Raw genomic sequence first — 26,927 nt, 5'->3', positions numbered from 1 at the left:
GCCTCCCCCGGCTGCGGCGCTGAGGATCCTCGACGCCGGCCCCCCGGCGTCGCGTGGGCGGTGGATCCCGTCCTCGCGTCGAACCCCAGGAGCATCGATGAACACCAGCACCTCGCGCCGCTTCGGCGTGCCCTTCGCCGCCGCCGTTCTGGGCGTCCTCAGCGGCGCCCTCCTCTTCGGTAGCGGCCTCGCCCTGGCCCAGGAGGCGCCGGAGTCCGGCGTCGGCGTGGCCGAGGCCCTCGCCGGTCCCAACACGGTGAACAGCGCCGCCATCGTCAACGGCTCGGTCACCGGCACCGACATCGCAAACGGCACCATCGGGCGTGGCGACATCAAGCCCACCGTCACCCCCATGTGGGCCCACGTGGACGCCGGTCCGACCACCGTCGCCGTGGTCGACGGCAAGGGCGTCACGACGGTCAACCGCCAGGGCACCGGCATCTACCGCGTGATCTTCAGCCGCTCGGTGCTGGACTGCGCCCTGGTCGCGACCCGCTCGGACAACGACGACGGCATCTCCAGTGCCGGGCAGATCTCGGTCGAGCTCGAGAACGTGAACACCCTTCCCAACAACGCATGGGTGCGCACGTTCGCCGCCAACGGTGGCCCCGCTGACACCGAGGAGGACGAGGGCTTCAGCATCGTCGCCTTCTGCGGCTGACGCCGCCCTGATCCGCGAGACGGTGCCTGCCGACCCTTCCGGTCGGCGGGCACCGCCGCGCCGGGACCACGATGGTCGCCACGGGCGGGCGCACGGGCACGAGGTGTCCCGACCACTTAGAGTGCCCGATGTCACAGAGCAGGGCGGCCACGACCGGCCGTCACGAACCAGGAGAACCCATGCCCAAGCTTCGTTCCCTCGGCGTCCAGGCGGCCTCCGCCGCAGCCGGCGCCGTCATCGCCGTCGCCCTCCTCGGCGGTGGCCTCGCCTCGGCCCAACAGGCGCCCGAGTCCGGCACCGGTGTCGCTGAGGCGCTCGCCGGGGCCAACACGGTGAACAGCGCGGCGATCATCAACGGGGCCGTCACCGGCACCGACATCGCCAACGGCACCGTCGGGCGCAACGACCTCAAGCCGAACGTGGTGGCTCGTTGGGCGAAGATCAACGCCGGCATCGCCACCGCCCTGCTCAGCGGCCGCGGCGTCGAGTCGGCCTTCCGCAACTCGGCCGGCGTGTACCGGGTGCGGTTCTCCGAGCCCGTGGGCAACTGCGGCTGGACCGCCACCATCAACGACAACGGCGCCGGCATCGTCAACGGCTCCCGCGAGATCTCGGTCGAGGGGTCGGCCCTCGAGCCCACCGACCTGATCGTGCGCACCTACAACAGCGCCGGTGCCGCGGCCGACACCGACGAGACGGACGGCTTCACGGTCACCGTCGACTGCTGAACGGACGACCTGTCTTCGGCGCCCCGTCCCTCGCGCAGGGGCGGGGCGCCGTCGCGTCCGGGCGCCCGGGCCTAGATTCTCGCCATGGCCGCCACCGCGTTCCCCGCCGAGGGCACCTCGCCCGACGACCTCCTCGCCGAGCTCCGCTCCGCTCGTGGGGACGACCTCGACTGGCGCGGCGGGAAGGCCTTCAGCCTCGTCTACAACGTGGGCGACGAGGGTCTCGAGACGGTGCTGCACGACGTCGCCGCGCTGTACCTCCACGAGAACGCGCTGAACCCGTTCGCGTTCCCGAGCCTGTTGAACATGGAGCAGGAGATCGTGGCCATGGCCGCCGACCTGCTCGGCGGGAGCGCGAACGCCGGGGCGCTGACCTCCGGGGGCACCGAGAGCATCTTCCTCGCGGTCCAGACGGCCCGCGAGCACGCCCGGACCGCCCGGGGGATCGCCGAGCCGCAGATCATCACGGCGAACACCGCCCATCCGGCGTTCGAGAAGGCATGCCACTACCTCGACGTCGAGCGCATCGTGGTGCCCGTCGGCGCGGACCTGCGCCTCGACGTGGAGGCGGTGGCCGACGCCATCGGGCCGCGCACGGCACTCGTGGTCGGCTCGTCGCCGTGCTACCCGTACGGCGTCATCGACCCCATCGCCGACCTCGCGTCCCTGGCGGAGTCGAGGGGGGTGCTCTGCCACGTCGACGCGTGCCTCGGGGGGTGGCTCCTCCCGTTCTGGGAGCGCCTGGGCGAGCCGGTGCCGCCCTGGGACCTGCGGGTGCCCGGGGTGACCTCGCTGTCCGCCGACGTGCACAAGTACGGCTACACGTTCAAGGGTGCCTCGGTGGTGCTCTACCGGGACCGTGCCCTGCTCCAGCACCAGTTCTTCCTCTTCGACGACTGGCCGGGCGGTCTGTACGGGTCGGCCACCACCGCGGGGACGCGTCCGGCGGCGCCCATCGCCGGCGCCTGGGCGGCCATCCGCTACCTGGGCCTCGAGGGCTACCTCCGTCTGGCGGGCCTCGTGCGCGACACCACCCGCACGTTCCAAGAGGGGATCGGCGCCCTCCCCGGCCTCGCGGTCACCGGTGACCCGGACATGTCCGTGTTCGAGTTCTCGTCGTCGACCGACGACATCGCCGCGATCGGCGACGTCATGGACGACCGCGGGTGGAAGCTCGACCGCCAGCAGGGCGGCTTGCACCTGATGGTCTCGCCCGGCCACGCCGCCGTTGCGGACCGCTTCCTCGACGACCTCGCCCACGCGGTCGCCCACCACGGGGAGTCGCGGGGCACCGACGCCGTGTACGGAGGCATCGCCTGAGCTTCACCGGCGTCGTCCTCGCCGGCGGCGCCAGCCGTCGCATGGGAGCGGACAAGGCGTTGCTCGTCGTCGACGGTCGGCCCCTGGCCCGCCGGACCGCGGACGTACTGCACGACGCCGGCGCGGCCGAGGTCCTGGTGGTCGGCGGTGACGCCGCGGCCCTGCGCGCCCTCGGTCTCGACGTGGTGGTGGACCGCCATCCGGGTGACGGCCCGCTCGGGGGCCTGGTGACCGCGCTCGACGCCGCCGCCGAGGAGCTCGTGGCCGTGCTCGCGTGCGACCTCCCGTTCGCGGCGCCGGCCGGGGTGGCCGCCGTCGTCGACGCCCTGGCGGGCGACGAGGGAGCCGCGTGGGCCGCACCCGTGAGCCAGGGGCAGCGCCAGCTCCTGCACGCCGCGTACCGGCGGAGCCGTCGGGCCCATTGGGCCGAGGCGTTCGCTGCCGGCGAGCGCTCGCTCCGACGTCCCGCCTCCCTGGTGCCCGGAGTCGAGGTGGGCGACCTCGAACCGGCCTGGCTCCTCGACGCCGACACCCCGGAGGATCTGCCCCCCCGGGGAGGGTGACCAGTACGCTCACGGCGGGCCGGACGACCGCCGGCCGATTCGTTCCCTCACCCGGAGGCCGTCGTGGACGCGCAGGTACCCGAGATCGACGTCGACACGCTCGCGCAGCGACGTGAGGTGCCCCTCGTCGACGTGCGCGAGGTGGCCGAGTACGAGGAGGTGCACGTCCCCGGGGCACAGCTCCTCCCCATGAGCGAGCTGGCGGACCGCGTGGACGAGGTGCCGGCCGGCGGCGAGGTGTTCATCATCTGCCGCTCGGGTGGCCGGAGCCTCAAGGTCGCCGAGTTCCTCCGCGCCCAGGGCGTCGAGGCCACCAACGTGGCCGGAGGGACCCTGGCGTGGGTCGAGGCGGGTCATCCCACCGCCAGCGGCATCGAGCCGGGTTGAGTAGGCCCGCGTGACCGGTCCCGCCCTCGGCCTCGTCGACGACGACGCCGCGTGGCGAGCGGTGCTGGACCAGCTGGTGGACGAGCCGCGCTACGCGGTCGACACCGAGTTCCACCGCGAGCGCACCTATTACCCCAAGCTCGCGCTGGTGCAGATCGCGTGGTCGGACGGTCTCGTGCTCGTCGACCCACTGGCCGTCGACCTCGGCCCGTTGGCGAAGGTCCTCGACGGCCAAGGCGTAGCGGTCATGCACGCCGCCGGCCAGGATCTCGAGGTGCTCCACCACGCCTGCGGCACGGTGCCCGCCCGGCTGTTCGACACGCAGTTGGCCGCCGGCTTCGTGGGGATGTCCACCCCGTCGCTCGCCTCGCTGGTCGAGCGCGAGCTCGGGTTGAAACTCGAGAAGGGCGACCGGCTCACCGACTGGCTGCGACGGCCGCTCTCCGAGGATCAGCGCCGCTACGCCGCGCTCGACGTCGCCCACCTGTTCGAGCTGCAGGATCGGCTGCTGGCGCAGCTGGGCGACGCGGGCCGGGTCTCGTGGGCCGAGACCGAGTGCGAGCGTCTGCGCACCAGCGACCCGTGGGTGCGTGAGCCGGCGGACGCCTGGCGTCGCATCAAGGAGGTGCGCCAGCTCCGGGGCCGCACGCTGGCCGTCGCCCAGTCCCTGGCGGCGTGGCGCGAGCGGCGGGCCGCCACCATCGACCAGCCGGTCCGCTTCGTCATGCCCGATCTCGGCCTCGTCGGCGTGGCCCAGCGGGCGCCCCGCAGCGTCGACGAGCTGCGCAAGGTGCGGGGCATCGACGACCGCCACACCCGCGGGGCGGCCGCCGAAGGGATCCTGGCCGCGGTGGCCGAGGGCCTCGAGCGGCCCCCGCCGCCGCCCCGTGAGGACGCCCCGGCCGAGCTCGCCCGCGAGCTGCGGCCCGCGGTCGGGCTGGTCTCGGCGTGGGTGAGCCAGCTCGCCCGGGATCTGCGCATCGACACCACGATCCTGGCCACCCGCGCCGATCTCGAGGCGCTGCTGCGGGGCGATCCCGACGCCCGCCTCGCCCACGGCTGGCGCGCCGAGGTGGCCGGTGGCCCCATCCGGGACCTCGTCGAAGGCCGCGCCGCGCTGGCCTTCGACGGCAAGGGCGGCCTCCTCCTGGAGCGCCGCTCGCACGAGGCGCTGTAGCCGGGCGCGGTGTTCGGGCATCCGGCCCCGGGCGTCTACCGCCCGAGCACCGATCCGGCGAGGATGATGAGGCCGAGCCCGGCGGCGACCACGGCGAAGCGGCGGTCGCCCTTGCGCAGCCAACGGTGACCCAGCCAGGCGAGTCGCACGAGCGGCACGCCGACGAGCACGACGACGACGAGTGCGCCCGCCACCCGGCGGGCTTCGCCGGGTAGGACGAGGGCAGCGGCCGCCAGGGCGAAGGTGGCGTAGGCGGCGACGCGCAGGAACCGGGCCAGGCGCCGCTGGCGTCCGGCGCGAGGGTCGTGGGGGGCGTCGGTCACGAGCGCACCAGCAACACCACAGCCACGACCGCGAGCAGGACGCTGATCGCCGCCCGCACCCGCGGCGGGGAGAGGCGCCGCTGGGCGGTGACGCCGAGGGCGCCCCCGAGCAACCCGCCGACCACGACGGCGCCCACCGCATCGACGTCGACCCTGCCCTGCGCGGCGAAGATCACCAGCCCGGTGGCGGCCGTGAACCCGGTGGTGAAGGTGGAGGTGGCGGCGGAGACCTTCACCGGGACGTGCATGATCTCGCTCATGACCGGGGTCTTGATGAAGCCGCCGCCGACGCCCGACAGCCCGGAGACGAGGCCGGCGCCGGCCATCGCGGCGAGGCCGGCGGGCACGCGACGGGCGCTGTAGGGCACGACGCCGTGGTCGGCGTGGTACGCCCCGGCGAGGGTGCCGGGCCATTCGCCCGCCACCTCCGCGTCGAAGGTGGGCTGCGGCAGGTTGCGCATGCCCTTGCGTCGGCCCGCCGCCAGTGCGGAGGCGAGGGCGACGACCGCGAGGATGCGGCTCAGTGTCGTGGCCGACAGCGCCGCCGAGGCCAGGGCGCCCACCAATACGCCCACCGACGCGGTCGTCTCCATGGTGACGCCCAAGCGGTGGTGGACGAGCCCTGACTCGAGCTGGGGGACCGCGGCGGCGAGCGATCCGGCGCCGGCGACGAGCAGGCCAAGCGGTGCCGCCTCCACCGGGTCGACGCCGAGGAGGACGAGGACCGGCACGAGGAGCACGGCGCCGCCCAGACCGCCCAGCGCGCCCAGGCCGGCCGCCACCATGGCGAGCGCGACGAGGGCGAGGGCGGGTGGCACGGGGCTCAGGCCGAGGGGTCGAGCACGACCGCCCCCGATGGGCCGAGCGCGCCGCGGAAGGGAGCGCCCTCGCCGGCACCGTCGGACGCCACCACCACGCGTCCGGGTGCGGGCACGTCCCGCTCATCGTCGGTGAAGTTCACGAGCACCAGGCGTCGGTCGTCGACGTCGTCGGCCGTGCGCTCGAAGGCGAGGATGCCGTCCGGGGCGTCGACCAGGGTGCAGGACCCAACGGCGAGGGCGGGGGAGCGGTGACGCTCGGCGAGCAGTCGGCGGTAGAGGTGCAGGATCGAGTCGGGGTCGCCGAGCAGGTGCTCGGCGCTCACCTCGTCGGGCCGGGGGGGCCAGGGGAGCCAGGGCTCGCTGCCCTCCCAGCCGTGCGGTGCGGCGCGCTCCCACGGGATGGGCGCCCGGCAGCCGTCACGCCCCCCGGGATCGACCTGGCGCTCGGGAGGGACGAACGCGTCCTCGAGGCCCAGCTCCTCGCCCGCGTACAGGAACGGGGTGCCCCGCAGCGTGAGCAGCAGCACCGCCGCGGCGCGAGCCCGTGCCTCCGTGCCGTAGCGGGTGCGGTGGCGCGCGTTGTCGTGGTTGGAGAGGACCCAGGTGGGCCAGGCGCCCCGGGGGCCGAGCTCGGCCTCGGCCCGCTGGATCTGGCTGCGCCAGGCGTCGCGCTCCCAAGGGCAGAACAACGGCGGGAAGTTGAAGGCGAGGTGGAGCTCGTCGCCGTTGCCGTAGTGCTCGGCGACCAGGTGGGTGTCGAGGAGGTAGACCTCGCCCACCATGACCCGATCGCCCGGGTAGCCGTCGAAGAGGCGCCGGAGGTCGCGCAAGATCGCGTGGGTGCGGGGGTCGTTGTTGAGCGCGGAGTGGGGGATGGGGATCAGCTCGGCCGGGTCGTCCGGGAGGGCGGGGTCCTTGCCCAGTGCGTGCACCACGTCGACGCGGAAGCCGTCCACCCCTCGGTCCAGCCAGAAGCGGACCACGTCGGCCATGGCCTCGCGGACCTCGGGGTTCTCCCAGTTGAGATCGGGTTGCTCGGGCAGGAACAGGCGCAGGTAGTACTGGCCCGAGGCGGCGTCGTACGTCCACGCCGGGCCACCACCCCAGGTCTCGACCCAGTTGTTGGGTGGACCGCCGTCAGGAGCGGGGTCACGCCAGACGTACCAGTCCCGCTTGGCGCTGTCGCGGCCCGAGCGGGACTCGACGAACCACGGGTGCTGATCGGAGCTGTGGTTCGGAACCCAGTCGACGATGACCTTGAGTCCCCGGTCGTGCGCGCCGGCGACGAGTGCGTCGAAGTCGTCCAGCGTGCCGAAGAGGGGGTCGACGTCGCAGTAGTCCGACACGTCGTAGCCGAAGTCCGCCATTGGGGAGCGGTAGAACGGCGACAACCACAGCGCGTCGACCCCCAACCACACCAGGTGGTCGAGGCGGGCGGTGATCCCGGGGAGATCGCCCACCCCGTCCCCATCGCTGTCGGCGAACGACCGGGGGTAGATCTGGTACACCACCGCCGACCGCCACCACGGCTCGTCCCCGTCCATCTGCGGGATGCTAGGGGGTGGGGAAGGTCCGGGGGACCGGTCGCCCCGGATGCGTGGTCGCGCGGTGTGCAGGCGCTAGAGTGAGCAGTCCGAACAGCGGCCTCAATGGGGAGCTGGCCCGTGAAGAAGGGTCGACACCGTCGCTTCGAAGAAGCGCGAGCACTCAAGCGAACTGAACTCGATTTCGATCGCCTGCTCGATATCAAAGACGAACAGCCCTGCGCCGAGTGTGGCGCAGACCCGGGCCGCGACCACGCCTCGTGGTGCCTGGCCGAGGAAAACCGCGAAGACGACGACGGAGAGCTCTGGGTTCAGTGAGTTGACCGGCCCCTAGCCGATCCCGGCTGGGCCTCCGTTGCACCTTTCCGCGCCCGTACCACCAATGACTGCCACCTTTCGAAACGTCGCGCTCGTCGCCCACGTCGACCACGGCAAGACCACCCTCGTCGACGCGATGCTGCGCGCCACGGGCGTCTTCTCCGATCACGAGAAGGTCGCCGAGCGCGTCATGGACTCGGGCGACCAGGAGCGCGAGCGGGGCATCACCATCCTCGCCAAGGCCGCCTCGGTCGAGTGGAACGGCGTGCGCATCAACCTCGTCGACACCCCGGGCCACGCCGACTTCGGCGGCGAGGTCGAGCGGGCGCTCGCACTCGTCGACGGGGTCGTCCTGCTCGTCGACGCCGCCGAGGGGCCGTTGCCCCAGACCCGCTACGTGCTCTCGAAGGCGCTCGCCGCGCACCTGCCGGCGGTGGTGGTGTTGAACAAGGTCGACCGCTCGGACGCCCGGACCGCCGAGGTGCTCGACGAGATCTACCAGCTGTTCTTCGACCTCGAGGCCGCCGACCACCACATCGAGTTCCCCATCGTCTCCACGATCGCCCGGGACGGCCGTTCGATGGAGGGCGTGGGCCAGCCCGGTCCCGACGACGACCTGACCGCGCTCTTCGAGGCGATCGTCTCCACCGTGCCGGCCGCCACCGGGGACCCGACCGCACCGCTCCAGGCCATCATCACCACCCTCGACGCGTCCGAGTACATGGGTCGCCTGGCCATCGGCCGGGTCATCCAGGGCACCCTCGACGCCCGTCGGCCGGTCACGTTGCTGGGCGACGTGGACGACGCCCCCGTCACCCGGAAGCTCTCGCAGCTCATGGGTTTCGCCGGCGTCAGCCGCGTCGACGTCGAGGAGCGGGTCGCCGGCGACCTGTTCGTCATGGCCGGGTTCCCGGAGGTCGAGATCGGCGACACCATCGCCAGCCCCGAAAACCCGGTGGCCCTGCCCCGTCTGAGCGTCGACGAGCCGGTCCTGCGCATGACCTTCGGCGTCAACACCTCGCCCCTCGCGGGCAAGGACGGCAAGTACCTCACCTCCCGTCACCTGATCGACCGCCTCGAGAAGGAGGTGCTCGGCAACGTCTCCATCAAGCTGGCCCCCACCGAGTCCCCCGACCAGATCGACGTCGCGGGCCGCGGTGAGCTCCAGCTCGCGGTCCTCATCGAGGCGATGCGACGGGAGGGCTACGAGCTGCAGGTGAGCCGCCCCGTGGTCGTCACCAGGGAGATCGAAGGACACCTCCACGAGCCGCTCGAGCGCGGGGTCGTCGACGTGCCCGAGGAGTACGTGGGCACGGTCACCCAGGCCCTGGCGCCCCGACGGGGCATCGTGTCGGACCTGCGCCCCGGTGACGCCGGCCGGACGATCCTGACCTTCGAGGCGCCCACCCGCGGGCTGCTCGGCTTCCGCTCGATGCTGCTCACCGCGACGCGCGGCACCGCGCTCCTGCACCAGCACAACCACGGGTGGGTGCGTTGGGTGGGCGACCTGCCGGGTCGCCGCGGCGGCGCCATCCTGGCCGACCGCGCCGGCGTGGCCACGGCCTACGCACTCGACAAGCTCCAGTCCCGAGGCGAGCTGTTCATCGAACCGGGCGACGAGGTCTACGAAGGCATGGTGGTGGGCGAGAACTCGCGGGTGGACGACATGTCCGCGGACGTCACCCGGGCCAAGCAGAAGACGAACATCCGCACCCACGCCGCCGACGACGCCGTGAAGCTCCCGCCCCCGCGCGAGATCACCCTCGAGGTCGGCATCGAGCTCATCAAGGACGACGAGCTCGTCGAGGTGACGCCGAACAACATCCGCCTCCGCAAGCGCCTGCTGGCCGAGGCCGACCGCCGCAGAGCAGGTCGATAGGCCACTCGCGGTCCTCCAGCTCTCGAGGCCGCGAGCGGAGCGGAGCAGCGGCACCGACGCACCGGATGCCGAAGGCGGCCCGACGAAGGAGGGCCCAGTGTCAGGACGCCTGTTGTTCGGCCTGCTGCGCCCTGGCCACCTCGACCGCGACCTGGATGGCCCGGTCCACGTCGGCGGGCTCGAGCACGACGACCGTCGGTAGGCCACCGGAGCGCTCGCGCAGCGCGTACTCGGCCCGTTCCCGGTTGTCTTCGCGCACCCGCTCGGGCACGTCCACGAGCACCCCACCGAGCATCACGCCGTGGGGCCGGCTGCGATCGCCGAGACGGCGCGGGTGGTTGAAGCGGATGGGCCCCGAGTAGAGGATCCCCTCGAAGGCCCGGAACGGGGGCAGCTCCACGCCACGAGCCTCGAGACGATCGACGAGGGCCATGATCAACGCGTGCTGGGCCCGGGTGCGCCGGTCGCAGAACGGGAGGATGTCGTCGGCGGTGAGGGGGTCGGCCGCCCGGTCGAGCATCCGCAGTGCGGGCTCGTAGGTCTGGCGTCGACTGCCGGACCGGGTGCGCTTGAGGGCCCGGGGGCTCGGGCGGTCCCGGCTGACCGCGGACATGGCCCGGTGCTCCAGGAAGCGGATGGCCCGCATGCCGTTGTGGCGGGCCCGCCGCAGCGTGTCGTCGTCGTAGGACTGGGCGGACATCGAGTCGACCCCCCGCCCGGCGTCGCGGATGCTCACGAGCGCGGCAGCCAGGACTTGGTTCTCGGGGATGTCGTACGCACGTTGCGGCGACGAGCAGACGTACACGTCCTGGCTGCCGGCGCTGGACGAGCGTGCCGACATCGTCTCGCTCCACAGCACCGGGCCCCGCAGCTCGCCCCGGCACTGCTCGGGGGAGCTGGTGGTCGACATCGCCAACGACCGCAGGGTGTGCGGCATCATCGTCAGCAGGGTCTCGGCCTCGCCGCTGGTGGCCAGCATCGTGCCGGCCAGCTGGCGCACGACGTTGGGGGAGAGGCCCAGCACCGCGTCGACCATGGCCACCACGTCGAAGGGTCGGCGCAGGCGTCCCCAGAGCGCCCTCGTGGCGTCCGGCTGGCCGGCGCCCTGGAACTCAGCCGGCGACGCCACCTCAGAGGGTCAGCTCGACGCCGAGCACGCCCTGGATCGTGCGCTGGGCCTCGGCCTGCTCCTCCGGGTCGAAGAGCCCCTCGACCGTCCGGTACAGCTTCGTGGCGCGCAGGTCGTCGAAGCCCTCGAATTGGGGGAGGAAGTAGGCGTAGAAGACCTCGTACAGCAGCCGCGAGTCCGTGGCGCCGTCCTGCTTTCGCCGGGCGGCGTAGCGGGCCGCGTCGAGGTAGACGGCCGGGCCCAGGTCGCTGAAGTTCCGGAGGGGCAGGAGCTGGGTGACGATGGCGCCGGGGCCCTGGAGCAGCTGCTGGTAGGAGGCCTCGTCGGGGGTGCCCACCTCGATGAAGGCGAAGCGGCGCATGAGCGCGTACGACATCTCGAACAGGAGGTTCTTGTCGAACACGTTCATGGTGGCGATGATCCGCCAGCGGCTGGGCAGGCGGATCACGTCGGTGTCGCGTGGGGCTTCGGCCCCGGTGGGAACGAGCGAGAGGGGGTTGGGCTGGCCCTTTCGCTTGAACGGCAGCACCACGGGCTGACCCGAGAGCACGGTGAAGAGCTGCCCGAAGGCGCGGTCGAAGTTGGAGCGGTTGAGCTCGTCGATCACGAGCCAGCGTCCGGTCTCGATGGCCTCGACGAACAGCCCCGGGCGGTAGATCAGGCCCTCGGCGGTGGGCTGGAGCCCGCCGATGGTCTCGAAGGTCGTCCATTCGGTGGTGGCCGTCGTGGGCAGGTAACCGGTGCAGAGCATCGCCTGTTGGGCGACCTCCGCCGCCATGTAGGCCAGGGTGGTCTTGCCCGTCCCGGGGGGTCCGGTGAGGATCACGTGCTTGCCGGCGTCGATGGCCGCGACGAGCTGGTCGAGCACGTGATGCGGGAAGTACATCCCCGACTGGTCGGCCGCGGACTTCAGCTCTGCTGCGGTAAAGGAGCGCACGATCTCCTCGTCGGCCGTTTCGGCCGGGATTCTTAGGGTGCGTCCGAGGGTGGTGGCGTGCGCCTGCGGGCCGGGTGGGGGAGCGCGATCCCGTCGCGTCGGTCGGCGAGCACGTCGACGAGGTGCTGGTAGGCCGTCTCGCCCACCATCTCGACGATCTCGTCGCGGAGGGCCACGTACACGGGGCGCTCGCCCACGAACGCCAGGGAGTCCTCGGTGCACCACCAGTGGAACTCCTGGCCGCCGTCGCCCCAGTCCCGCCGCTTCCACTCCCGCAGGGTGGAGGTGACGTGGCCGTGCTCGTCGGCGTGGTCGACCAGGCGCAGCGGCAGCTGCCAGCAGACCTCGGGCTTCCAGTCGAGGGGCCGCTCGCCCCGGGCGACCGCTCCCTGGTGGAGGGCGCAGCCGGCGCCGGCGGGGTGGCCGGGCCGGTTGAGCATGATGCAGGCGTCGTCGGCCTGGCGGGTGACGGTGTCGCCCTCCTCGTCGACGTGGACGGCGCCTCCGGCGGCCGCCGCCTCGTCGTGGAACTGCCACTCGTCCGGGCCCAGTTCGGCGATGCGGGCCTCGACCCGGGACCGGTCGGCGTCGCCGGTGAAGTGGGCGCCGTACGAGCAGCAGCCCTGCTCGGCGTCGGCGGCCGGCCCGGTGAGCACCCCGGGACAGCCGCGTCCGAAGATGCAGTCCCAGTTGCTGGTGAGGAACGTGAGGTCGAACATCCACGTGCGGTGCTCGTCGTCGGCCTCGAACGACAGCCACTCGTGCAGGTCGTCGGGCGCCGTCACAGGCCGTGACCGTATCGGTCGATGGTCGCGGTCGGGCACACTGGGCCGGTGCGCGCCCGGACCCCCGTCGACGGTGACGCCGACGCCGGCCTGGTCGACGACCTGCGCCGGGCGATCGGCGCCGACGCCGTGCACGCCCACGCCCTCGATCGGGCGCTGTACGCCCGGGACGCCTCGACCATCGACGTCGGCGTCGCCGCGGCGGTGTGCTTCCCGACCGACACCGCCGGCGTGGCCGCATGTGTGCGGGTGGCGCGCCGCCACGGCCGACCCTTCGTGGCGCGCGGCTCGGGCACGGGGTTGGCCGGGGGCGCGGTGCCCCTCGACGGCGCGGTGGTGATCTCCACCACCCGCATGAACGCGATCCGGTCCGTCGACGTGGACCAGCGGGTGGCGTGGGTCGAGCCGGGGGTGATCAACCTCGACCTGACACGCTCGTTGCTGGCGCACGGCGTGCACTTCGCCCCCGACCCGTCGAGCCAGCAGGCCTGCTCGATCGGGGGCAACGTGGCCAACAACGCCGGCGGTCCCCACTGCCTCGCCTACGGGGTCACCAGCGCCCACGTGCTCGCGCTCGAGGTGGTGCTGCCCGATGCGACCGTCACCGTGCTGGGCCCCCAGGACGGCCTCGGTGACGTGCCCGGCCTCGACCTGCGGGGGGCGTTCGTGGGCTCGGAGGGGACGTTCGGCATCGCCACCGCGGTCGCCGTCCGACTCACGCCCAACCCCCCTGCGGTGCAGACCATGTTGGTGGACTTCGCCCGCGTCGAGGACGCCGCCGCGGCGGTCAGTGCGGTGATCGCGGCCGGGGTGGTGCCCGCGGCGCTGGAGATGATGGACGCCCGCATCACCCGGGCCGTCGAGGACTTCGTGCACGCCGGCTTCCCGACCGACGCCGCCGCGGTGCTGCTGGTGGAGGTGGACGGCCTGCCGGGTGGGGTGGCCGCCGACGCGGCCCTGGTGGCCGAGGTCGTGCGCTCCCACGGGGCCCGCACCGTGCGGGTCGCGGCCGACGATGCCGAGCGGGCGCTCCTGTGGAAGGGCCGCAAGACCGCCTTCGGGGCGGTGGCCCGCATCCTTCCCAACTACTACCTGCACGACACGGTGGTGCCCCGGTCGAAGCTGGTGGAGGTGCTCACCCAGATCTACGCCATCGCCGACCGCCACGACCTGCTGGTGATGAACGTCTTCCACGCCGGCGACGGGAACCTGCACCCGCTCCTGGTCTTCGACGCCCGGGTGCCGGGCACCCTGGACCGGGTCCACGCCGCCGGCGCCGAGATCGTCGCGGCATCGCTGGCGGCCGGCGGGGTCCTGTCCGGCGAGCACGGCATCGGCCTCGAGAAGCGGGACTTCATGGGCCTGCTCTTCGGCCCCGACGACCTCGACGCCCAGGCCCGCCTACGGGCGGCCTTCGACCCCGACGGCCTGGCCAATCCGGCCAAGGTGCTGCCCGCGGGATCGCGCTGCGCCGACCTCCAGCACGTCCCCGATGGGGTGTGGGTGTGAGGGCGGCGGACCGTGCCGTTGGGACCTTCGCGGCTGGGGGCGGCGCCGACTCGTCCTGGCACGTCGCTGCGCGGTGGCCGGGACCCGGCGCCGGCGTCGTTCGTGCCGGGGTGAGCGGGCGGGCCCTCGACCGGGGTCGGCGATGACGGGCCGGTCGGCGCTCGAGGCATTCGCGTCCGAGGTGGGCGCTGACGGGCCCGTCGCCGTCGTCGGGGGTCGCACCGCGTGGGACGTGGGTGGTGAGCCGGACGCCGACGTGCGCCTCGTCGCCGCCCCGGTGGGAGTCGTCGAGTACGAGCCCGCAGAGATGACGGTGCGGGTGGGCGCGGGCACCCCCGTGGCCGCCCTGCACGGGGTGCTCGCGGAGGCCGGGCAGATCACGGCGCTGCCGTCGGGGTCGGATGGCGCCGGCGCGACCGTCGGCGGCGTGCTCGCCGTGGGACGCAGCGGGCTGGACCAGCTGCGGTGGGGCCCGGTGCGTGACGCCCTGCTCGAGGCCCGGTACGTGTCCGCCGAAGGCCGCCTGGTGAAGGCCGGCGGCCCCACGGTCAAGAACGTCAGCGGCTACGACCTGTGCCGGGTGCTGGTCGGGTCGTTGGGCACGCTGGGCCTGCTGGGCGAGGTCGTCCTGCGGACCCGACCTGCGCCGCCGTGCTCGCGGTGGTTCGCCGGGGCGGCCGACCCGTGGTCGGTCCGTTCCGCCTTGTACCGGCCGGCGGCGGTGCTGTGGGACGGCAGCACCACCTGGGTGTGGCTCCAGGGCCACGAGGTGGACGTCGAGGCGGAGGCGGCGGTGCTGGGCGGTCTGGGCTTCTCGCCGGTGGACGGGCCGCCGGTGTTTCCGCCCCACCGTCACTCGATGGGCGCGGCGGCGCTGCGCACGGTCGCCGGTCCGTTCCTGGCCGAGATCGGTACCGGGCTGGTCCACCGCGAGGACCCACCGGCGCCGGCGGCGCTGCCCGATGCCGTGGTGGCGCTGAACCGTCGGGTGAAGGCCGAGCTCGACCCGACCGGCCGTCTCAACCCCGGCCGTGAACCCCTGCAGGCGATGGCGTGAGCCCCGCCGGGTCTCGTTCCGTGGTCGCACCGACGACCGTGCCCGTTCTCGAGGCAATGCCCCCCGGAATCCGGGGGCCATTGCCTCGACTTCGGCGGGGCGAGGGCCGACGGGCATCGACCGTGGTGGTTCGAAGCCGGGTCGACGATTCTGGGAAGCGAGAAGCCGGTCCCGGCGGATCCAGGCTTCCGAGAACGTACAGGCCGGCGCGCCGCTCTGGTTCTGGGAGCTTTGGAACCGCCGTGAGCGGCCTGAGGCTTCCGAGAACCGGGACGCTCCCTCGGGACCGCGCTCGCAGCCCGATCGGATGCGGGAGCGAGCACCAGACAGCCCCCGTCGGGTGCCGCGGGGGTGGTCCGGCGTGAGCGGGCCGCTCGGTCTCGACGACGATGCCCTGGCCACGTGCGTCGCCTGCGGGCTGTGCCTGCCGCACTGCCCGACCTTCCGGGTCACCGGCGACGAGGCGGCGTCGCCGCGAGGGCGCATCGCCGCGATGCGCCTGGTGCAGTGGCAGGGGGCGGCGGTCGACGCGGACTTCACCGCGGCCATGGACACCTGCGTGCAGTGCCGGGGCTGCGAGCCGGTCTGTCCCTCCGCGGTGCCGTTCGGGGCGCTCATGGAGGGCACCCGGGCGGCGCTGGCCGCCGACACGCCCTACCAGCCCTGGTGGCGGCGCCTCGGGTACCGACTGCTCGGCCACCACAGCCTCCTGCTGGCGGGGTCGTCGCTGCTGGCGGTCGCCCAGCGCCTCCGCCTCCTTCCCGTGGCGCCGGCGCCGGGTGCTGACCCGGGTGCCGGGTCGGGGCTTTCCGGGCGGCTGCCGGTGCTGCCCCGGCTGACCGTCAGGCGCGAGCCTCTCGAGGCCACGGGCGACGACGTCTGGCTGTTCACCGGGTGCGTGATGGACGCCTGGCAGCGCCCGGTGCACGCCGCCACGATGCGGGTGCTCGGCGCGGCCGGTGCCGGCGTCCGGCCCACGGGGGGAGCGGCGGGCTGTTGCGGCGCCCTGGCCACCCACGCCGGTCTGACCGACGTCGCCCGCGGGCAGGCCGAGCAGGTGATGGCGGCCGTCCCCGGTGACGCTCCGATCCTCGTGAACTCGGCGGGCTGCGGGGCGCAGCTGAAGGACTACGGCCACCTGCTCGGGACGCCCGAGGCGGCGGCCTTCAGCGCCCGGGTGCTCGACGTCCACGAGTGGCTGGCCGGTCGACTCGACACCCTGCCGGCGCCCGGTCCCTCGGCTGCGGCCGACCGGGTGGCGGTGCAGGACCCGTGCCACCTGCGCCACGTCCAGAAGCAGCACCAGGCCGTGCGGGACGTGCTGGCGCCCTACGTCACGCTGGTGGAGCTGGACGACGAGGGCCTGTGCTGCGGAGCCGGTGGGGCCTACTCGGCGACGCAGCCGGAGTTGTCGTCGGCCATCCGGGACCGCAAGCTGGGGGCCATCACTCGCGCCGGGGCCCCTGTGGTGGCCAGCGCCAACCCCGGGTGCGCCCTGCACCTCGCCGCCGCCGGCGTGGATGCCCGCCACCCGATGGAGATCCTCGATGCGCTCCTCCCGAACGCTCTCCCCGACGCACGACCGAAAGAAGGCTCCGATGGCCGGTGAATTCGACGAGATCCGTGGCCGCCTCGAGGGCATCGCCGAGGAGCTGGCCGACCTGGCCATCATCCGCCTGCGCGAGTCCATCGATGCCGGCGGCCATGAGCTGCCCGTGGACGAGAAGCGCCTCACCCGCGCCCGCCGGGCGGTGGAGAAGGCCATCAACCTCCTCCAGGAGCCCGACGACACCGACCCGTACCCGGACTGAAGGCGGAGCGGGCCGGGGCCGGTCTACGCCGTGTGCGGCCGGGCCACGAAGGCCTCGACCAGGTCGAGCTCGTCCGGGGTGAGCCCCCGCTCGGGGTCCGGCTCGATCAGCAGGCAGGGCACATCGATCGACGCGGCCCACACCTCGGCGTCGGACGGGATGGCCTCGTCGTCGATCCAGATGAAGGGCCGGCGCTCGAGCGCCACTTGGGCCTGCACCACCTCGAACTTCCACGGGCCGCCGGCGGTGGCGTCCATGGGGGGCAGGCCGGCGACGGGCAGGTCGGGCAGGTCCATCGCCGACCCGATGAGATCGGCGTCGGCGCCCCAGGTGGTCAGCCACCGCAGCTCGGCGTCGAGCGCGCCGAGCCGGGCCCCCAGACGCTCCGACAGGATCAGCACGTCGCCGAAGAGCTCGAAGGGCACGCCGTCGCCGAAGCCGTGGGTGGGGGACAGGGCGCTGACCGCACCGTCCACGTCGAGGTAGACGACGGGTCGGCTGGGCCTTGCCGCTCCGGCCGGGCTCACGGCCGGCACCATCCGAGGGTGGTGGCCGGGCGGCCCTGATCGGGTCCCGGACCGGCCGGGGTCATCCTCCGGTGGGTGAACGGGCGCACACGTCCATCCTGCCAGGACACCCGCCGATCGCCCGTCGTGCGCACCGGCCGGTCCTACGCTGCGTCGATGGCTCGCAAGAAGGCCGAACCGCTGCACGAGCCCGTGGCCTCCGAGAAGCAGCGTGACAACGTTCCGGCGAAGGCGCTGCCGCCGCTGAGCGCCTTCGACCGTCGATCCGACGGCGAACGTCTCGGCGCCTGCCCGAGCTGTGGTGGCGTGCGTTGGTGGGACAACCGGGCGAAGAAGCGGGCGGCGCAGGTGTCGTCCGACACACCCGACTTCACCTGCGTGCAGTGCCGGGCGCCGCACTCGGAGGACGACCCGCCCAACCCGGCGGGCGCGTCCGTGACGACGCTGGTGCCCGCCGAGCCGGTGGGGCGGACCGGACGATCCGGCAGCGGCGGGCAGTGCGCCAAGATCAAGGCGGACGGCACGCGCTGTCGTGGCGGCGCGATGGCCGGCAGCGACTTCTGCGGCCCGCACTCGGGCGCCGTCGGGGCACCGTCGAACCGCTGCCAGGGGACCACCAAGGCGGGCAAGCCCTGCGCCGCCGGCGCCCCGAAGGGCGAGCGCTTCTGCCCCGCCCACGCCTCGCAGGCGCCGTGATGATGCGGTCGGCCCGTCGGGCAGGTCGGCGGGTCACCCCGTCCACGCCGGATCGGCGTTCGCTCTCGAACGAGACCCGCTCGATGAGCGTGATCGGCCCGTGAGCACCGCAGATGGTCGACCGCTCGTCTCCGCCGAGGAGGCTGCCGCCCTCCTGGCGTGCACGGTCGACGAGTTGGAGCGATGGCGACGGGCCGTGCTCCCCACCGGCCCCCGCAAGCGGGCCGGCCAGGCCGACGACGAGTACCGGGCCGAGGAGATCGTCGCGGTCGCCGCCGGTCGGTGGCTCGAGAGCATCAAGCGCCGCGAGGCCCTCTCCATCGCGGCCCGCCTGGTCAGTGATCCACCCGCCGACGAGGCCTGGTGCATCCTCGTGACCTACCGCACGGTTCAACTGATCACCGACCCCGCCCACCCTGAGCTGGCCAAGCGCCGCTATGTGCGCGAGGTGGTCTTCCATCCCGATGCGCTCTACGTGGCGCTCCGCGAACGGGACGTGTGGCCGCCGGCGCCGGCGGCGCCCCGGGCCTGACCGGTCACGTCGTCGGCGAGGTTCTCTGCCGGGAACTCGAAGCCCGGCCGCCGACGTCTCACGAGGATGCGTCGGCTCGCGTTGCTCGTGCTCTTACTGGTCATTGCGGCGGGGTGCTCGTTCTCGGACGGCGGCGGCTCGGCGTCGTCGTCGGGCCAGTCATCGACGTCGACACTGCCCGAGATCGACGGGGCCGGCGACGAGGCGGCCCGGCTCGAGGCGGCCCGGGTCCGCTGGGAGGCGGCGGCGATCGACGACTACACGTGGTCGTTCACCCGGCTGTGCTTCTGCCCCGTCCTCAGCGCGGAGGTCAGGGTCGAGGACGGCGAGGCCGTGACAGAGTCCATCGACGTCGAGTTCGGGGAGGCGGACGAGCTCGACTTCGCCACCATGGATGAGCTCCTCTCCTTCCTCGCGCGCGAGATCGAGGACTCGGACGATGTCACCGTCGAGTACGACGCCGAGACCGGACGGGTCCTCCGCTTCGACGCCGACCGCATCGCCGAGGCCGTGGACGACGAGCTCGGCTACCAGGTCGACAGCTTCGTGCCCGCCGATCAGCGTCGCCCGGACCTCAGCGACGTCGAGCTCACCGAGTCCTACCCCTGCGGCCGCGGCTTCCAGGGGTCGAACGCTGCGCAGACCGTCGGCGTGACCCTCGAGATCGACCCGGCCGGTGGCCGGCCGCCGGCGGTCACCACCCTGCCCGACCCCCAGTGGACGGCCACGCTGCTGCGCGGCGAGCACCTCTTCGCCAACTGGTGCAACGACCTCGTCCAACCCGGTACCCCCGAGCGTCGCGTCGCCGAGTCGCTGCCCATCGTGGCGGGCACCATCACCATCGAACGCCCTGTGCCCGCCTTCGACCACTACGGCGCCGAGGTCACGGCCACCCTCACCGACCTGGTCGTCGAGCAACCCGACGGCACCCGGATCGACCTGCCCGACGCCGAGCTGGTCAACGAGAGCTGGGGCGGCGCCGCCGGCTGACAGCGTGTGCAGGCCGCCCCGCGTCGCTGCAGGGTGGCAACACAGGAGGCACGCCGCGGGAGGGACCACCGCGGCCCGGCGGATCGGGCTTGTGGCCGTCGTCCAGGCGAGCGTCAGCCTGGCGGACGTGGTGCCGTGCCCAGTTGCCCCCCAGGGCGCGACGCAAGACCTGCGAGGCACCCGGCGAAGGCGTTCTCGCGGTCCTCTGCGGCGACCGTTTCGCTGTAGGCCCGGGCGACGTCGGTCGGACTGTTGAGCACTCCGAGTTGCTCTGCCAGTTGCTCGGGTGGCGCCGTACTGCAGACCCGTTGGGCGGTGGCGAACGCCTGAGCGTCAGAGACGTCGAAGTCAGGCGACTCGTCGTTCGAGCACCCCGAGACGAGCGCGATGGTCAGGGCCACGACGGCCGCGGTCGTCAGCAGGGTGCGCACGGCCTGACGGTAACCGTCGCTGGGTGCTGGGAGGGCGCCGGTCGAACGGCTCGACCCACGACGAGCACCGATCACTCGACCGCCCGCTCTGAGCCCATTGTCTCCCGTAGCCCCTCCTGCCCGAGGCTGAGGATGCCGGTCGCTCACGCAGGGCCGGGTGACGGAACCCCCTGCGGTTCCTTCCACGGAGCCGAAGGAAGCCCATTGCATGGGCCAGGTTGGAGACGGCGGAATCCTCCAGCGGGTGGCGCGAGCTCGGGCGCCGACTTTCGATCAGAACGCCTTGCGCCAGCAGCTGTTTCGGGGTAGGGTGACCGAACACCAGTTCGCAGCCCTGGTCTGGCCCGGTTTTCCGTGATGGGTCGGCTGCCACTTCCCCGGACATCTCGCGTTTCTCGTGGTTGGGAGTGGTCGTCGTGCGTACTGAGTTGGTCGATGTGCACCAGGCAGCGGAGAAGCTCCGCGGCGTGGTCTGGGCGAACGAGCCGGTCGCCACATTGGAGGACTCCCTGGTGGGGTTCGCGCAGATCCGGGCCATGGTCGACGCCGCCGAGATCGAGTGCCTCGGCGTGTACGACGCGTCGAAGGAGTGGAAGGCCACCGGGGCGTTGTCGGCGGCGTCCCGGATCGCGGAGTTGACGTGTGGGCGTCAGGAGTCGATCGGGTGGCGGCGGGGTCTGGCCCGCAAGCTCCGGACCATGCCTCACACCGTGGCCGCGTTCGAGCTCGGCGACATCGGCCTCGAACACGTGTCGTTGCTGTGTCGGGCCAACCTGTTCGCGTTGGCGGTCGAGTTCGCCCGCGACGAGGCCATGTTGGTCGACAAGGCCCGCACCCTGCCCTACGACGAGTTCGCCCGGGAGCTCCGCAACTGGCGCGACGCGGTCGACCCGGAGGGCACCGAGCGCCGGGCCCTGTCCAACTACGAAGAACGACGGGTGCACGCCTCGGAGACCTTCGAGGGGATGGGCCGGTTGGACGGGTGGATGGAGCCGTTCGGGTTCCACCTGGTCAAGAACGAGCTCGACCGCCACTACCAGCTGTTGTTGGACGCCGAGTGGGCCGACGCCCGCGCCCGGCTCGGTGACGCCGCCACCGTGAACGACCTGGATCGCACCCCCGCCCAGCGCCGCCACGACGCCCTGGCCAACATGGCCGAAGCGTCCCGCGAGCACGGCGGCGTCGCCGCCGAGACCTCGCTGGGCACCACCGTGGTCTGCGACCACGCCACCTACCTGATCGCGTTGGCCAGGATCCTCGCCGCGATCCGCGGCGAGGACCCCAACCAGTACCGGTACCCGTTCGAACGGCGCTGCGAGTTCGCCGACGGCACCCCCGTCACCCCCGAACAAGCCGTCTGGGCCTCGGTCGCCGGGTGGATCGGCGTGCTCGCCGTCGACGAGAACGGCCACGCCCTCAACTTCTCGAAGACCCGCCGGTTCTTCACCGGCCGACCACGCGACGCCACGAAGCTCGCGTTCCCGGTCTGTGACCACGCGTCGTGTTCGATCCGGTCCGTGCACTGCGAGATCGACCACGTCATCGCCTGGGTCGACGGTGGCCTCACCGACGCCGCCAACGGCCGGCCCCTCTGCAAAGGCCACAACCTCTGGAAAGAACACCAGAGAGCCAAGAAACACGACCTGCCCGGCCAACCCCGGAAGCGACGAACCCAGCCCTGACCCGGGCCGCCGCACCACCACCTTCGAACCGACCGCCACCCACCAGGTGAGGCCGCCCCCACGCGGCCGACTACGGCGGCGGCGCGTTCCGGGCGCAGGTCGTCCAGACCGTCACCGTCGGGTAGCGGTCAGAAGGGGCGTTCCTGGGGGGCGAAGCGGTCCCAGCCGGTGTCGGGAAGGTCCGGCGGGGGAGGTTCGGGGACGGCCGGAGCGGGGAGCTCCTCGGGGTCGTCGAAGGCGCCGCCGGGCCCCTCTGCCGCGCCTTGCATGAGGCCTCGGCCGAACTTGCGAACGCTGAAATCACCGAGCGGCGCGAACAGATCGGCGAGGTCGAACAGCCACACGTCGGTGAGGCTAGTGGTTCAGCAATCAGGGGTGGGCGCCGTGGCCGGGCGGCAGGGGGAGGTCGGCGGGGGCCGACGGGAGGGCGTTCAGGGCGTCGATCAGGGTGCGGAGGCGGCCGTAGCGGTTGAAGTCGAAACGGATGCGCAGGCGGGGGAGGTCGGGATGGTCGTCGTCGGCCGCCTCGGGGCCGGTGGGGCCCGATCGCTCGATGCCGCCGGAGACGGCGAGGTCGCCGAAGTCGACGTTCAGCTGGGTCAGCTCGGCGTCGGTCGGGGCGGCCCGCAGGCGGATGATCAAGGTGGCGCCGGTCCAGCGGATGGAGTGGTAGTTGCGGTAGAAGCCCCGGATCTCGGCCACGGCCTCGTCGACGGCCTCGGTCACGAGGAACAGGTCGAGGTCGTGGTCGTGGATGTAGCCGCGGGGCGCGATCTCGGTGGCGAGGAAGGACTCCCACTCGTCCCAGTAGGTGCCGCCGGGCGTCTCCAGGAAGACCACCGGGGTGGGGAGGGTCTTGCCGTTCTGGAGCAAGGTGAGCAGCTCGAAGGACTCGTCGAGGGTGCCGAAGCCGCCGGGCAGCACCACGAAGCCGTCGGACTCCTTGATGAGCTCGAGCTTGCGGGTGAAGAAGTACTTCATGGCCACGAGCTTCGGGTCGCCCTTGATGAAGGGGTTGGGCTCCTGCTCGTGCGGGAGGCGGATGTTGACCCCGAAGGAGTGCTCCCGCCCGGCGCCCTCGATGCCGGCGGCCATGATCCCCGGCCCCGCCCCCGTGATGACCATCCATCCGTGTGACGCCATGGCCGCGGCGAGGTCGCGGGCTTGGACGTACAGCGGGTCGTCGGGCTGCGTGCGGGCCGACCCGAAGATGGTGATCTTCGGAAACGCGCGGTAGGGGGCGAACATCTCGAACGCCACGGCCATCTCCCGCAGCGCGGCGGTGGCGATCTTCAGGTCGAGGCGGTCGGCGTCGTCGCCGGCGAGATCGGTGGCGGTGGCGAAGAGCTCGAAGAGCAGATCCCGGTCCTCGGTGGCGCCGGAGAGGTCGAGGAGCTGCGAGATGGTGGCGTCGATCTCGGGGTTGCCGGTGCTTGACGCCGGTCGGCCGTTGGGGCCGCGCTCGGTCATCCGGTGGTGGCGGCGACCCGGCCGTACAGCGTGGTGCGCTGCTCGAGGGTGCGGCCGAGCGGCTCGACCAGGGCGCGGAAGTCGGCCTCCTCGGCCATCTGACCGTGGCTGGCGCCGGCCGCACGCGAGATGTTCTCGTCCATGAGCGTGCCGCCGAGGTCGTTCACGCCGGCCTGGAGCAGCTGGCGGGCGCCCCCGAAGCCCAGCTTCACCCAGGACGCCTGGATGTTGTCGATGGCGCCCCGGTAGGCGATGCGGCCCACGGCGTGCATCAGGACGGACTCCCGGAAGGTGGGTCCGCGCCGCGCCTTGCGCTGGAGGTAGATGGGCGCGGCCATGTGCACGAACGGCAGGGGCACGAACTCGGTGAAACCGCCCGTCTCCTCCTGGAGGGCCCGTGTGCGCACCAGGTGGCGGGCCCAGCTGCGGGGCTGCTCGATGGAGCCGAACATGATGGTGATGTTGGAGCGCAGCCCGATCGAGTGGGCCGTGCGGTGGGCGTCGAGCCACTCGTCGGTGTCGATCTTGTCGCTGCACAGCACCTTGCGGACCTCGTCGTCGAGGATCTCGGCGGCGGTGCCGGGCAGGGTGCGCAGGCCGGCGTCCATGAGGCGACGGAGGTACACGTCCAACGGCTCGCCGAGGCGCTTGGCGCCCTCGGTGACCTCGAGCGCGGTGAAGCCGTGCACGTGGATGTCGGGAGCGGCCTCCTTCACCGCGCGGGTGACGTCGATGTAGTAGTCGCCGTCGAAGTCGGGGTGGATGCCGCCCTGGAGACAGACCTCGGTGGCGCCCCGGTCCCATGCTTCGCGCACCCGCTCGGCGATGTCGTCGAGGGTGAGCAGGTAGGGCTTGCCCCGCAGGTTGAGCGAGAGGGGCCCCTTCGAGAACCCGCAGAAGCGGCACTTGAAGGTGCAGACGTTCGTGTAGTTGATGTTGCGGTTGTGGACCCAGGTGACGACGTCACCGACCGCCTCGGCGCGCAGCTCGTCGGCGAGGGCGGCGACGGCGCCGACCTCGGGGCCCCGGGCGCTGAAGAGGGTGACGATGGCGTCCTCGTCCACCTGCTCGCCCGCCCGGACCCCCGCGAGCACCTCGGCCACCGCGCTGTCGGCGCTGATGCCCGGCCTGTTTCCGGGGGCTGGGGGCGGCGGGATGAGCACCGGCGGCGCCTCGTCGGCGCCGGAGTACCAGTGGTCGTCGCGACCGAGTCCCTCGGCGTCGCTGCGGTCCATCACCGGGAAGCGGAGCCCCTCGTCGAGCCAGCGCTCGGGATCGAGCACGTACTCGGGGTAGATGGTGAGGCGGGGGGCGAGCGTGTGGCCGCGGTCCTCGGTCACCGAGCGGATCCGGTCGAGCGCCGGCCAGGGGCGCTCGGGGTTCACGTGGTCGGCGGTGATGGGGGAGACGCCGCCCCAGTCGTCGATGCCCGAGTCGAGCAGGTGGCCGAAGTCGTCGGACAGGTTCGGCGGCGCCTGGAGGTGGATCTCGGGCGGCAGGATCAGGCGGGCGAGGGCGATGGCCTCGAGGTACTCGTCGTCGGGGCAGGCCGGGTGCAGGTGCATCCCCGTGCCGGGCTTGGGCAGGAAGTTCTGGACGATCACCTCCTGCACGTGGCCCCAGCGGCGGTGCGAGGCGGCGATGGCCTCCAGCGCGGCGATGCGGTCGGCGCGGGACTCGCCGATGCCGACGAGGATGCCGGTGGTGAACGGTATGGCCAGCTCGCCCGCCGCCTCGAGGGTGGCCAGGCGCCGCTCGGGCGTCTTGTCCGGCGAGCCCCGGTGGGCGTCGAGGTCGGGGTTGAGGCTCTCGAGCATCATCCCCTGCGAGGGCGACACCGCCCGCAGCGCCGCGAGCTCGTCGGCGTACAGGGCGCCGGCGTTGGCGTGGGGGAGCAAGCCGGTCTCGTCGAGCACGAGGCGGGCCATGGCCACGAGGTAGTCGACCGTCGTGGCGTGGCCGTGCTCGTCGAGCCACTCGCGTGCGGCCGGGTAGCGCTCCTCGGGTCGTTCGCCGAGGGTGAACAGCGCCTCGTGGCAGCCCGCCTCGGCGCCGGCGGCGGCGATGGCCAGCACCTGGTCGGCGCCGAGATAGGGGTGCTCGAGCCGGGCCGGGGGCTGGGCGAAGGTGCAGTAACCGCACTTGTCGCGGCAGAGCATGGTCAACGGGATGAAGACCTTGGGCGAGTACGTCACCCGGTTGCCGTGGGCGGTGTCGCGGATCGCCCGCGCGTCGGCCTGCAGTTCGGCGAGCGAGCGGTCGGTCAGCGCCATGGGCGGAATCTATCCAGCGCCGCGGTGCGATGGGCGCGCCGCTGGTAGCGTCGTGGTCAGAACACGGGAGTCCGGTGGACCGGGCTGAGAGGGTGGGCTGGCCAGCCCCCGACCGTCGAACCTGATCCGGGTCATGCCGGCGCAGGGAAGTTCGGGATCGACACCGATCCGCCCTCTCAACCTGCCGGGCACGAGCCACAGGAGAGAGCAAGCGTGATCATCGAGGTGCAGTGCCTGCCCCAGCCGCTCGGGACCCCGAACGACCGCTACGCCCACGTCGACGCCGCCATCGCGGTCATCCAGGCTGCCGGCCTGCCGTACGAGGTGGGTGCGCTCGGCACCACCGTCGAGGGGCCGCCCGACGAGCTGTGGCCCCTCGTGCGGGCCGTGCACGAAGCGACCTTGATCGCCGGCGCCACGGCCGAGGTGACCGTCATCAAGGTCGCCGAGGCCGCGGCCGGCGCCGACCAGCCCACCGTGGCCGGCCTCACCGACAAGTTCCGCGGCGGCGCCGGATGACGGCTCCGGGAGCCGTGCCCGACGGCGTCGAGGCCGTGCCCGTGTCCGTCGTGCCGGCCGCCGCGGCGGACCTCACGAGGCCCGGGCGAGCGCGCCGCAGACGGCTCGTCGACACCGCGCTCGCGTTCGGACTGGTCGGCCTCCTCGTGCTCGCGTGGCAGCTGTACGTGCGGGTGTTCGACGTGGCGCCCTACCTGCTCCCGCCGCCCAGCGACGTGTGGGGCGCGTTCACCGAGATCCGCGGCACCCTCCCGGGCCACATCGGGGCGACGGTCACCGCCGCGGTGCTGGGTCTGATGGTGGGCGCCACCGTCGCCGTCGGGTTGGCGGTCGTCATCGCCACGGTGCCGCTGGTGCGCCGGGTGGTGCTGCCCCTGCTCGTGGTGTCGCAGTCGATCCCCATGGTCGTCGTGGCGCCGCTGCTGATCGTCTGGATGGGCTTCGGCCTCGCGCCCAAGGTGGTCGTGGTCGCCCTGATCGTGTTCTTCCCGGTGGTCGTGGCCACGGTGGCCGGCATCGACGCCACCGACCGGGACCTCGTGGACCTGGTCCGGAGCATGGGCGCCGGCCGCGCCCGCCTGTTGCGCACCGTGCAGGTGCCGGCGGCGCTGCCCTCCTTCTTCGCCGGGCTCCAGGTGTCCGCCGCCTACGCCATGCTCGGCGCCGTCATCGCCGAATGGATGGGCGCCTCCGAGGGCCTCGGGATCTTCCTCACCCGTGCCCAGACGTCGTTCCGCCTCGATCGGGTCTTCGTGGGCATCACCGCGATCGCCCTCGTCAGCGTCGCCCTCTTCCTGGCCGTCCGCCTCCTCGCCCGCTTCGCCACGCCGTGGCAGCACCCCCGACTGGAGCACTGAC

29 protein-coding genes and 1 riboswitch are annotated in these 26,927 nt (G+C 72.7%); of the genes, 18 read left to right on the top strand and 11 right to left on the bottom strand.

The window, feature by feature from the left end:
• The first annotated feature begins 97 nt into the window (after nucleotides 1-97).
• The 6 genes from JNK12_06885 (at nucleotide 98) to JNK12_06860 (ending at nucleotide 4,836) form a co-directional block, all read left to right on the top strand.
• Nucleotides 98-661: a hypothetical protein gene (locus JNK12_06885; protein ID MBL8775635.1), complete on the top strand. Its 564-nt coding sequence runs from the start codon at nucleotides 98-100 to the stop codon at nucleotides 659-661.
• 179 nt (nucleotides 662-840) lie between these two features.
• A complete protein-coding gene (locus JNK12_06880) occupies nucleotides 841-1,389 on the top strand; it encodes a hypothetical protein (protein ID MBL8775634.1) in 549 nt (182 codons plus the stop codon).
• A gap of 84 nt (nucleotides 1,390-1,473) precedes the next feature.
• A complete protein-coding gene (locus JNK12_06875; protein MBL8775633.1) occupies nucleotides 1,474-2,709 on the top strand; it encodes an aspartate aminotransferase family protein in 1,236 nt (411 codons plus the stop codon).
• 41 nt (nucleotides 2,710-2,750) lie between these two features.
• Nucleotides 2,751-3,272 carry a molybdenum cofactor guanylyltransferase gene (locus tag JNK12_06870; protein MBL8775632.1) on the top strand — a complete coding sequence of 174 codons (522 nt, stop codon included), beginning with the start codon at nucleotides 2,751-2,753 and terminating at the stop codon, nucleotides 3,270-3,272.
• Between the two features lie 63 nt (nucleotides 3,273-3,335).
• Entirely contained in the window at nucleotides 3,336-3,659 is a 324-nt protein-coding gene (locus tag JNK12_06865; GenBank protein MBL8775631.1) for a rhodanese-like domain-containing protein, read from the top strand.
• Between the two features lie 10 nt (nucleotides 3,660-3,669).
• The gene (locus JNK12_06860) at nucleotides 3,670-4,836 is read left to right on the top strand and encodes a ribonuclease D (GenBank protein ID MBL8775630.1); all 1,167 of its coding nucleotides are present in this window, start codon (nucleotides 3,670-3,672) and stop codon (nucleotides 4,834-4,836) included.
• A 35-nt stretch (nucleotides 4,837-4,871) separates the two neighbouring features.
• On the opposite strand, the gene JNK12_06855 is transcribed toward JNK12_06860, so the two are convergent.
• The 3 genes from JNK12_06855 to JNK12_06845 are packed head-to-tail and all read right to left on the bottom strand — an operon-like array spanning nucleotide 4,872 to nucleotide 7,524.
• Complete coding sequence (locus tag JNK12_06855) at nucleotides 4,872-5,159, bottom strand: hypothetical protein (GenBank protein ID MBL8775629.1); 288 nt, start codon at nucleotides 5,157-5,159, stop codon at nucleotides 4,872-4,874.
• A complete protein-coding gene (locus JNK12_06850) occupies nucleotides 5,156-5,977 on the bottom strand; it encodes a TSUP family transporter (protein MBL8775628.1) in 822 nt (273 codons plus the stop codon). The genes JNK12_06855 and JNK12_06850 overlap by 4 nt, the downstream gene beginning before the upstream one ends.
• A gap of 5 nt (nucleotides 5,978-5,982) precedes the next feature.
• Nucleotides 5,983-7,524 (bottom strand): DUF3459 domain-containing protein, encoded by a 1,542-nt coding sequence (locus JNK12_06845; GenBank protein MBL8775627.1) that lies wholly within the window; start codon nucleotides 7,522-7,524, stop codon nucleotides 5,983-5,985.
• A gap of 120 nt (nucleotides 7,525-7,644) precedes the next feature.
• Here JNK12_06845 and JNK12_06840 point away from each other — a divergent pair, with 120 nt between their 5' ends.
• Nucleotides 7,645-7,842 carry a hypothetical protein gene (locus tag JNK12_06840; protein MBL8775626.1) on the top strand — a complete coding sequence of 66 codons (198 nt, stop codon included), beginning with the start codon at nucleotides 7,645-7,647 and terminating at the stop codon, nucleotides 7,840-7,842.
• A gap of 64 nt (nucleotides 7,843-7,906) precedes the next feature.
• Nucleotides 7,907-9,721, top strand: coding sequence for a translational GTPase TypA (typA, locus tag JNK12_06835; GenBank protein MBL8775625.1), 1,815 nt, complete (start codon nucleotides 7,907-7,909; stop codon nucleotides 9,719-9,721).
• 100 nt (nucleotides 9,722-9,821) lie between these two features.
• Here the strand turns inward: typA and JNK12_06830 are convergent, their stop codons facing one another.
• The 3 genes from JNK12_06830 to JNK12_06820 are packed head-to-tail and all read right to left on the bottom strand — an operon-like array spanning nucleotide 9,822 to nucleotide 12,572.
• Nucleotides 9,822-10,850 carry a hypothetical protein gene (locus JNK12_06830; protein ID MBL8775624.1) on the bottom strand — a complete coding sequence of 343 codons (1,029 nt, stop codon included), beginning with the start codon at nucleotides 10,848-10,850 and terminating at the stop codon, nucleotides 9,822-9,824.
• 1 nt (nucleotide 10,851) lies between these two features.
• Nucleotides 10,852-11,787, bottom strand: coding sequence for an AAA family ATPase (locus JNK12_06825; protein ID MBL8775623.1), 936 nt, complete (start codon nucleotides 11,785-11,787; stop codon nucleotides 10,852-10,854).
• A 32-nt stretch (nucleotides 11,788-11,819) separates the two neighbouring features.
• Nucleotides 11,820-12,572 carry a hypothetical protein gene (locus JNK12_06820; protein MBL8775622.1) on the bottom strand — a complete coding sequence of 251 codons (753 nt, stop codon included), beginning with the start codon at nucleotides 12,570-12,572 and terminating at the stop codon, nucleotides 11,820-11,822.
• A 48-nt stretch (nucleotides 12,573-12,620) separates the two neighbouring features.
• On the opposite strand from JNK12_06820, the gene JNK12_06815 reads away from it, so the two are divergent.
• The 4 genes from JNK12_06815 to JNK12_06800 all read left to right on the top strand — a co-directional run bounded on the left by JNK12_06815 (nucleotide 12,621) and on the right by JNK12_06800 (nucleotide 16,949).
• The gene (locus tag JNK12_06815; GenBank protein ID MBL8775621.1) at nucleotides 12,621-14,081 is read left to right on the top strand and encodes an FAD-binding protein; all 1,461 of its coding nucleotides are present in this window, start codon (nucleotides 12,621-12,623) and stop codon (nucleotides 14,079-14,081) included.
• Nucleotides 14,082-14,223: 142 nt separating this feature from the next.
• Nucleotides 14,224-15,138, top strand: coding sequence for an FAD-binding protein (locus tag JNK12_06810; protein ID MBL8775620.1), 915 nt, complete (start codon nucleotides 14,224-14,226; stop codon nucleotides 15,136-15,138).
• A gap of 361 nt (nucleotides 15,139-15,499) precedes the next feature.
• On the top strand, nucleotides 15,500-16,747 hold the full coding sequence (locus JNK12_06805) for a (Fe-S)-binding protein (GenBank protein MBL8775619.1): 1,248 nt from the start codon (nucleotides 15,500-15,502) through the stop codon (nucleotides 16,745-16,747).
• A complete protein-coding gene (locus JNK12_06800; protein ID MBL8775618.1) occupies nucleotides 16,737-16,949 on the top strand; it encodes a hypothetical protein in 213 nt (70 codons plus the stop codon). The genes JNK12_06805 and JNK12_06800 overlap by 11 nt, the downstream gene beginning before the upstream one ends.
• A gap of 23 nt (nucleotides 16,950-16,972) precedes the next feature.
• Here JNK12_06800 and JNK12_06795 read toward each other — a convergent pair whose 3' ends face one another.
• A complete protein-coding gene (locus tag JNK12_06795; GenBank protein ID MBL8775617.1) occupies nucleotides 16,973-17,476 on the bottom strand; it encodes a hypothetical protein in 504 nt (167 codons plus the stop codon).
• 156 nt (nucleotides 17,477-17,632) lie between these two features.
• Between JNK12_06795 and JNK12_06790 the strand changes: the two genes are divergently transcribed.
• The 3 genes from JNK12_06790 (at nucleotide 17,633) to JNK12_06780 (ending at nucleotide 19,694) form a co-directional block, all read left to right on the top strand.
• A complete protein-coding gene (locus JNK12_06790; protein ID MBL8775616.1) occupies nucleotides 17,633-18,172 on the top strand; it encodes a hypothetical protein in 540 nt (179 codons plus the stop codon).
• A gap of 100 nt (nucleotides 18,173-18,272) precedes the next feature.
• On the top strand, nucleotides 18,273-18,704 hold the full coding sequence (locus JNK12_06785) for a hypothetical protein (protein ID MBL8775615.1): 432 nt from the start codon (nucleotides 18,273-18,275) through the stop codon (nucleotides 18,702-18,704).
• Between the two features lie 66 nt (nucleotides 18,705-18,770).
• Nucleotides 18,771-19,694: a hypothetical protein gene (locus JNK12_06780; protein ID MBL8775614.1), complete on the top strand. Its 924-nt coding sequence runs from the start codon at nucleotides 18,771-18,773 to the stop codon at nucleotides 19,692-19,694.
• A 113-nt stretch (nucleotides 19,695-19,807) separates the two neighbouring features.
• Here the strand turns inward: JNK12_06780 and JNK12_06775 are convergent, their stop codons facing one another.
• Nucleotides 19,808-20,125 carry a hypothetical protein gene (locus tag JNK12_06775; GenBank protein ID MBL8775613.1) on the bottom strand — a complete coding sequence of 106 codons (318 nt, stop codon included), beginning with the start codon at nucleotides 20,123-20,125 and terminating at the stop codon, nucleotides 19,808-19,810.
• 416 nt (nucleotides 20,126-20,541) lie between these two features.
• On the opposite strand from JNK12_06775, the gene JNK12_06770 reads away from it, so the two are divergent.
• The gene (locus JNK12_06770) at nucleotides 20,542-21,807 is read left to right on the top strand and encodes a DUF222 domain-containing protein (GenBank protein ID MBL8775612.1); all 1,266 of its coding nucleotides are present in this window, start codon (nucleotides 20,542-20,544) and stop codon (nucleotides 21,805-21,807) included.
• A 128-nt stretch (nucleotides 21,808-21,935) separates the two neighbouring features.
• Here JNK12_06770 and JNK12_06765 read toward each other — a convergent pair whose 3' ends face one another.
• The 3 genes from JNK12_06765 to cofH are packed head-to-tail and all read right to left on the bottom strand — an operon-like array spanning nucleotide 21,936 to nucleotide 25,550.
• Nucleotides 21,936-22,151 (bottom strand): hypothetical protein, encoded by a 216-nt coding sequence (locus JNK12_06765; GenBank protein MBL8775611.1) that lies wholly within the window; start codon nucleotides 22,149-22,151, stop codon nucleotides 21,936-21,938.
• 25 nt (nucleotides 22,152-22,176) lie between these two features.
• A complete protein-coding gene (locus tag JNK12_06760; GenBank protein MBL8775610.1) occupies nucleotides 22,177-23,277 on the bottom strand; it encodes a TIGR00730 family Rossman fold protein in 1,101 nt (366 codons plus the stop codon).
• Entirely contained in the window at nucleotides 23,274-25,550 is a 2,277-nt protein-coding gene (gene cofH / locus JNK12_06755; GenBank protein MBL8775609.1) for a 5-amino-6-(D-ribitylamino)uracil--L-tyrosine 4-hydroxyphenyl transferase CofH, read from the bottom strand. The genes JNK12_06760 and cofH overlap by 4 nt, the downstream gene beginning before the upstream one ends.
• A gap of 53 nt (nucleotides 25,551-25,603) precedes the next feature.
• Nucleotides 25,604-25,716, top strand: a riboswitch (TPP riboswitch).
• Between the two features lie 68 nt (nucleotides 25,717-25,784).
• Here cofH and JNK12_06750 point away from each other — a divergent pair.
• Together JNK12_06750 and JNK12_06745 are read left to right on the top strand one after the other, a co-directional pair.
• The gene (locus JNK12_06750) at nucleotides 25,785-26,069 is read left to right on the top strand and encodes a thiamine-binding protein (protein MBL8775608.1); all 285 of its coding nucleotides are present in this window, start codon (nucleotides 25,785-25,787) and stop codon (nucleotides 26,067-26,069) included.
• Nucleotides 26,066-26,926, top strand: a complete 861-nt coding sequence (locus JNK12_06745) for an ABC transporter permease (GenBank protein ID MBL8775607.1) — start codon at nucleotides 26,066-26,068, stop codon at nucleotides 26,924-26,926. The genes JNK12_06750 and JNK12_06745 overlap by 4 nt, the downstream gene beginning before the upstream one ends.
• Nucleotide 26,927 lies beyond the last annotated feature (1 nt).

Source organism: Acidimicrobiales bacterium (assembly GCA_016794585.1).
GTDB lineage: Bacteria > Actinomycetota > Acidimicrobiia > Acidimicrobiales > DATDAH01 > JAEUJM01.
This window is presented reverse-complemented; position numbering and strand designations above follow the sequence as displayed.